Source organism: Chitinophaga sp. (assembly GCF_036566945.1).
In the GTDB taxonomy this organism is placed as follows: Bacteria; Bacteroidota; Bacteroidia; order Chitinophagales; family Chitinophagaceae; genus Chitinophaga.
Window position 1 is genome coordinate 1 of record NZ_DATCVJ010000473.1, and the last position, 5,092, is coordinate 5,092.

5 protein-coding genes are annotated in these 5,092 nt (G+C 47.5%); 2 read left to right on the plus strand and 3 right to left on the minus strand.

Translation table 11 applies throughout. The features are described 5' to 3' along the window. Positions 1-48 precede the first annotated feature (48 nt). From VIP81_RS14500 to VIP81_RS14510, 3 genes are read right to left on the minus strand one after another with little or no spacing between them, the layout of a single operon-like run. Complete coding sequence (locus VIP81_RS14500; protein ID WP_331961895.1) at positions 49-1,980, minus strand: gamma-glutamyltransferase family protein; 1,932 nt, start codon at positions 1,978-1,980, stop codon at positions 49-51. A 9-nt stretch (positions 1,981-1,989) separates the two neighbouring features. Next, positions 1,990-2,478: a DinB family protein gene (locus tag VIP81_RS14505; RefSeq protein WP_331961898.1), complete on the minus strand. Its 489-nt coding sequence runs from the start codon at positions 2,476-2,478 to the stop codon at positions 1,990-1,992. A gap of 9 nt (positions 2,479-2,487) precedes the next feature. Continuing rightward, entirely contained in the window at positions 2,488-2,898 is a 411-nt protein-coding gene (locus VIP81_RS14510; RefSeq protein ID WP_331961901.1) for a Dabb family protein, read from the minus strand. 138 nt (positions 2,899-3,036) lie between these two features. Here VIP81_RS14510 and VIP81_RS14515 point away from each other — a divergent pair, with 138 nt between their 5' ends. Together VIP81_RS14515 and VIP81_RS14520 are read left to right on the plus strand one after the other, a co-directional pair. Next, positions 3,037-4,548 carry a sensor histidine kinase gene (locus VIP81_RS14515; RefSeq protein ID WP_331961904.1) on the plus strand — a complete coding sequence of 504 codons (1,512 nt, stop codon included), beginning with the start codon at positions 3,037-3,039 and terminating at the stop codon, positions 4,546-4,548. Positions 4,549-4,552: 4 nt separating this feature from the next. Beyond that, positions 4,553-5,092, plus strand: a 540-nt coding sequence (locus VIP81_RS14520; protein ID WP_331961907.1) for a DUF4407 domain-containing protein, incomplete at its 3' end; no start/stop codon positions are given.

Here is a 5,092-nt window from a genome sequence, read left to right on the forward strand (position 1 = left end):
TACCCACAAATCCGTAATTCGTAATTCGTAATTCGTAATTCATTCAAATCACCAGCCAATCCCGTAATCCTCTCCGTGATTACTGCTGCCACCCCATAAACTACCATGTACCCGATCTATATAAATCGCATTTACAGGCCCGCTGGTGCGTTCTCCGAAGCTAAGATGATAACCCATCTGCTCCAGGGCATTGCGCGTTTTTTCTGTGGTGTTATTATTGAGAAGAATACTGCCCGGACGGGGTTCTCTGTCTTTCATAGTAGTGCCGCCCAGTGATAACCATAACTGGTTGGTATTAATATTCGCCGCCTCTGTAGCCTGTTGTACCGTCATACCAAATTCTACTACATTGAGGAAAAACTGTAACAGGTTCTGATCCTGTGTATCGCCACCCTGTACGCCAAAGCAAAGAAAAGGCTTCCCTTCTTTCAATGCCATGGAAGGAGTGAGGGTAACCCGTGGCCGTTTTCCCGGGGCAATCACATTGAACGGACAAAGCGCAGAATCCAGCACAAAACTTTGTGCACGCTGACTCATACCTATACCGGTGTTGCCGGCAATGCAGGCGGGCAGCCATCCACCGCTGGGGGTAATAGATACCACCCATCCGTCTTTGTCTGCTGCTTCCACGCTGGTAGTACCTCTCCAGAGCCGGTCCATATAGGCGCTGTCGGTGGTATTGGCAGCATATAAATGCGAGAGATCTGTAGCTGGTAAAAACGTAGTGGCGTCATGTTTAGGTACAAAACCTCCCGGCTTGCGACCGCTGCTGGTATCTGTGAGCTGTTGGCGCTCCTGCAGGAAGTGCAGGTAGGGATTGGTTTTGCCCATATAAGGATAAGGATCGCCGGGACCCGCCGCCGCATCATTTTGCGCAAGATTAATTTGTTTGGCCCTCGCCTTTGCATAGTCCTTGCTCAACAATCCTTTGATAGCCGGGTTGGTATTAAAAGCAGGATCACCATAATAAAAATCACGGTCGGCAAAGGTGAGGTTCATCGTTTGATACAGCGTATGAATATAGTTGGTGGAATTATATCCCATCGCTTTCAGGTCAAAGTTTTCCAGGATATTCAGACTTTGCAGCAGCATAGGCCCTTGCGTCCATTCCTGGAGTTTATATACTTCAATGCCTTTGTAGTTTACGTGCAACGGTTCTTCTTCTACCGGCTTCCATTTTGCCAGGTCTTCCATGGTAATCAAACCGCCTTGTTCCTGGCAGCCGCGTACAAATTCTTTGGCAATATCACCTTGGTAGAAGCGGTTGTAGGCGGCCATGATGGCTTCTTTACGGCTCTTGTGTTTGCGCAGTGCTTCCTGTTCTGCTTCCACCATTTTGGTAAGTGTGGCCAGCAGGTCTTTTTGCACAAAAATTTCACCTGCTTCGGGGGCTTCTCTTTTTTCACCGGGATGGGTAAGGAAGACAGCCTTGCTATAGGGCCATTCTTTAATATATTTTTTACCGCGTTCTATACTGTTGGCGGTTTGTGCTTCTATAGGATAGCCAGCAGCCATTTCCATGGCGGGGGCCAGTACTTCTTTTAAAGACAGGGTACCGTATTCCGCCAGCATATAACAAAGTCCTCCTGCGGTTCCGGGCGTAACAGCGGCCAGCGGACCATATTCCGGAGGAAAGTCATAACCTTTGCCTTTATAAAAAGCAGGGGTGGCGCCGGTGGGGGCTACACCCAGGGCATTGATGGCGATCACTTTGCCGGTCCTGGGATTATAGATGAGGGCTTGTGTTTCGCCGCCCCAGCTCAGTACATCCCACATGGTGCAGGTGGCCGCCAGCATAGCACAGGCGGCATCTACTGCATTGCCATTTTTCTGGAAGATCATGGCGCCGGCAGTAGCAGCCAGGGGTTTACCGGTAACGGCCATCCAGTTTTTACCATGCAGGGGTGGCTTCTGTGTTTGCTGGGCCTGCATGGCGGAACAAATACCGCATAGCAATGCGAGAAAAAGTAAGCGTTTCATGGGGCTAATTTAAAGCATTATTTTTACCGTTACCAGTAACTGCCCGGTATGTCGCATCGTATGTTCTGCTGCATGAAAGAGTAATCCCAATACGGTAGAGGGCAGCTGTTTCCTGCCTACACCCCGGAACGCAGTGAGGGTATCTTCCGGGGTAGCAGATAATTGCATTAACGCCTGGTGCGTCTGCGTATTAAAAAGTTCCAGTAATTCGGAAAGCGATTTGCCCGGATTACCTTCTTCGCGGAGATAGGTCAGTTGTTCGGGCGTGAGCGCTTCCGCCCGGGCGTAGGTCAGCAGCCGGTCCAGCACACCGCTGATATGTTGCAGATGAAAGCCCGGAGAGGCAACCCCCGCCGGTCTTTCCCATAATCGCGCTTCCGGAAAATCCTGCATTAAATTGTTTACTTCCAGGTTCGCCTGCAATAATGCATGGGCGACAGGCTGGAGTAATGCCGGTATATTATCTACCGGCCCGCTCATCCAGTATTCGGTGGCCATAGTTGTTGTTTATACTGCTACTGCATCATATACTACTACTTTCTCCCACAGGTGGCTACAGTTTTTAATAAACTCCAGGTGAACAGGATGGTCCTGGTAAGTCGCCTGTCCGGCCAGATCACTGAAGAAGATGAGCTCAGATACTGCCCAGCTGGTATCCACTACGTCGCGTTTTTCCGTACTCGCTACCACGCCTACACGCAGGTCACGCACGGTTTCAATTTTAACCAGGGTTTTTACACCGGCGATCAGCTTGTCTCGGTCTTCTTTTGAATCCGGGTTCTTCAGCCAGAAGAACACATGATGTACAATCGGGTATTTCTTTTCCATATTTGTTGCGGGTATTGCTGCTGCAGCGGCAGTGCCGGCGGCCAGCGCTGCGGCGGTTCCTACAAATGTTCTTCTGTTGGTAGTGCTCATAATTGCCGGGTTGAGGCGATGAAAATAATAAAGATCTGCGATTTATTATATCTTTCATACCGTATTCAGGTACTTTCATCCCATTTTAGATCGCTGCAAGACCGCAATTGCTAATATTGCTGTAAATATTGCTCCCTTATGAATCAATTTAAGAAAATTGAATTCGGCATCGTCACCGGTATTTTTTTATTGCTCTTGTTCTCAGTGTTGTATCCCAGCCTGATCTATAATGTATTTGAGCTGCAGGATATCTACGGAGTCAAGTTCGCCCGGTATCACCAGGTATTTGATTATTATATCCATTATTTATTGCCCATTATGGGGCAGATGGCCGTGGTGTATGTGTCCTTTCTGTTGGTGAACTTTGTCATCGTACCTGAATTTTTAGAAAAGGAACGTTGGATAAATGGGGTATTGCTGCTGATACCATTAGTGGTATTATATTTCTTAATCACCATCGTATGTAACTCTTACTACAATGGTTACCTGTTTGGGGTATATGATACGGTACGGGGTGCGCATATGCATTTTGTGAAGTCGGCGTTCATTATCACGGTTTTTTCCTCGCTCGTGTATGTCGTTTATTATTTTCTCAAAAAAGCATTTTACGATACGCTCTACACCCGCTTTAACAGCGATTATGCCTTCCGGCAGATGATGATGGAAATCTTCTGGGCCAGTAGTTTATTCGCCGTGTTGTTCTGCCTGTCGTTCGCTGATTCGCGGGATCTGGCGCTAATGATCTTTTTCTTTGGTCCTTCGCAGATTGGGGTCTTCTTCATATTACGTTATAAAGTATTTCCGGATTTTGAAGACGTGCATCATAGTAAAGGGTTACTTATCAGAGATATAGCCATTACTGTTATTGGCTGTAACCTGCTGATGGCTTTGGTGACGAGGGCCATTGGCCACCGTCACGGCGAATGGTTTGCTGCCATCGGCGCCATCGGTGTTTGGGCCTCGCTGATGGGAGTAACGCCTATCTGCTGGTTCCTGTTCAGGTCCCGCAAAAAACAGCAGCAAACCGTGGTAACCCTCAAAAAAGCGTTGGGCCGCTCTGCTGCTGACCTGGACTTTTTACGCTCCCAGATCAACCCGCATTTTTTATTCAATGCCCTCAATACCCTCTATGGTACTGCTTTGCAGGAGGAAGCTGCCCGCACCAGCGAAGGTATCCAGAAGCTGGGCGATATGATGCGCTTTATGCTGCATGATAATCACCAGGAAAAAATACCACTGGATAAGGAAGTCGCCTATTTACAAAATTACATTGCCTTACAACGACTGCGCGTATTATCATCTCCTGATATTTTAATAGAAGTAAATATAGATGAAAGTCAGTGCCAGCACGAAATAGCGCCGATGTTGCTGATTCCTTTTGTGGAAAATGCGTTTAAACACGGGATTAGCTTAAGACATCGCTCCCGTATTGTGATTTCCCTGAGCTGTACCGCAGAACAAATTTTCTTCGATGTGTATAACAGCGTGCACCCCCGCCCGGAAAATGATCCGGAACGCGAAGGAATGGGCATAGGCTTGAACAATGTAAAAGAGAGATTAGCGTTATTATATCCACAGCGACATGAATTGAGTATACGCCAAACCGCCTCGGAATTTTTTATCCACCTTACCATCGATGTTAATAAATAAAAAGATGAAGAAAGAAGAAGAAATCACCGCACCTGCGCCGGATGGCATGACCCGCTTTTTATGGTGGCTGGCCGCTGCGGATGCGGATATTTTAAAGGACTGCAGAACGGAAAAAGAAAGATATCGCATTATTGGTATATCGGTATTGGTTACCTGGATGTTTGCAACGCTGGCCTGGGGATATTTTTTCTCCACCATCGTAAATGACGATATGGTGGTAGTCGGACTGGCCCTGTTTTTTGGCTTCGCTATTTTATCAGTCGATCGTACCCTCATTGCCGCCATGACACGCACTAACGGCGGCATAAAAGTAATGCCGGTTATTTTTCGTTTAGTCCTTGCCGTTACTATCGGCTTGTTTATATCACAACCCGTAGTATTAATGTTATTTAAGAAAGACATTGATGCGCAACTGGAACTGAGTAAACAAACCAAGCTCGATGCATACCGGGATCAACTGGTAAAGCTCAATGCCGGACAGATGGCCACATTGCAGCAATCCATGGACCAGGGCAAAGCGCAACTGGCACAGAAAGCAGCCGAA

Excerpts from the sequence above, each read along its gene's own strand:
- VIP81_RS14500 (WP_331961895.1), bottom strand. The coding sequence starts at position 1,980 with ATGAAACGCTTACTTTTTCTCGCATTGCTATGCGGTATTTGTTCCGCC.
- VIP81_RS14505 (WP_331961898.1), bottom strand. The coding sequence starts at position 2,478 with ATGGCCACCGAATACTGGATGAGCGGGCCGGTAGATAATATACCGGCA.
- VIP81_RS14510 (WP_331961901.1), bottom strand. The coding sequence starts at position 2,898 with ATGAGCACTACCAACAGAAGAACATTTGTAGGAACCGCCGCAGCGCTG.
- VIP81_RS14515 (WP_331961904.1), top strand. The coding sequence starts at position 3,037 with ATGAATCAATTTAAGAAAATTGAATTCGGCATCGTCACCGGTATTTTT.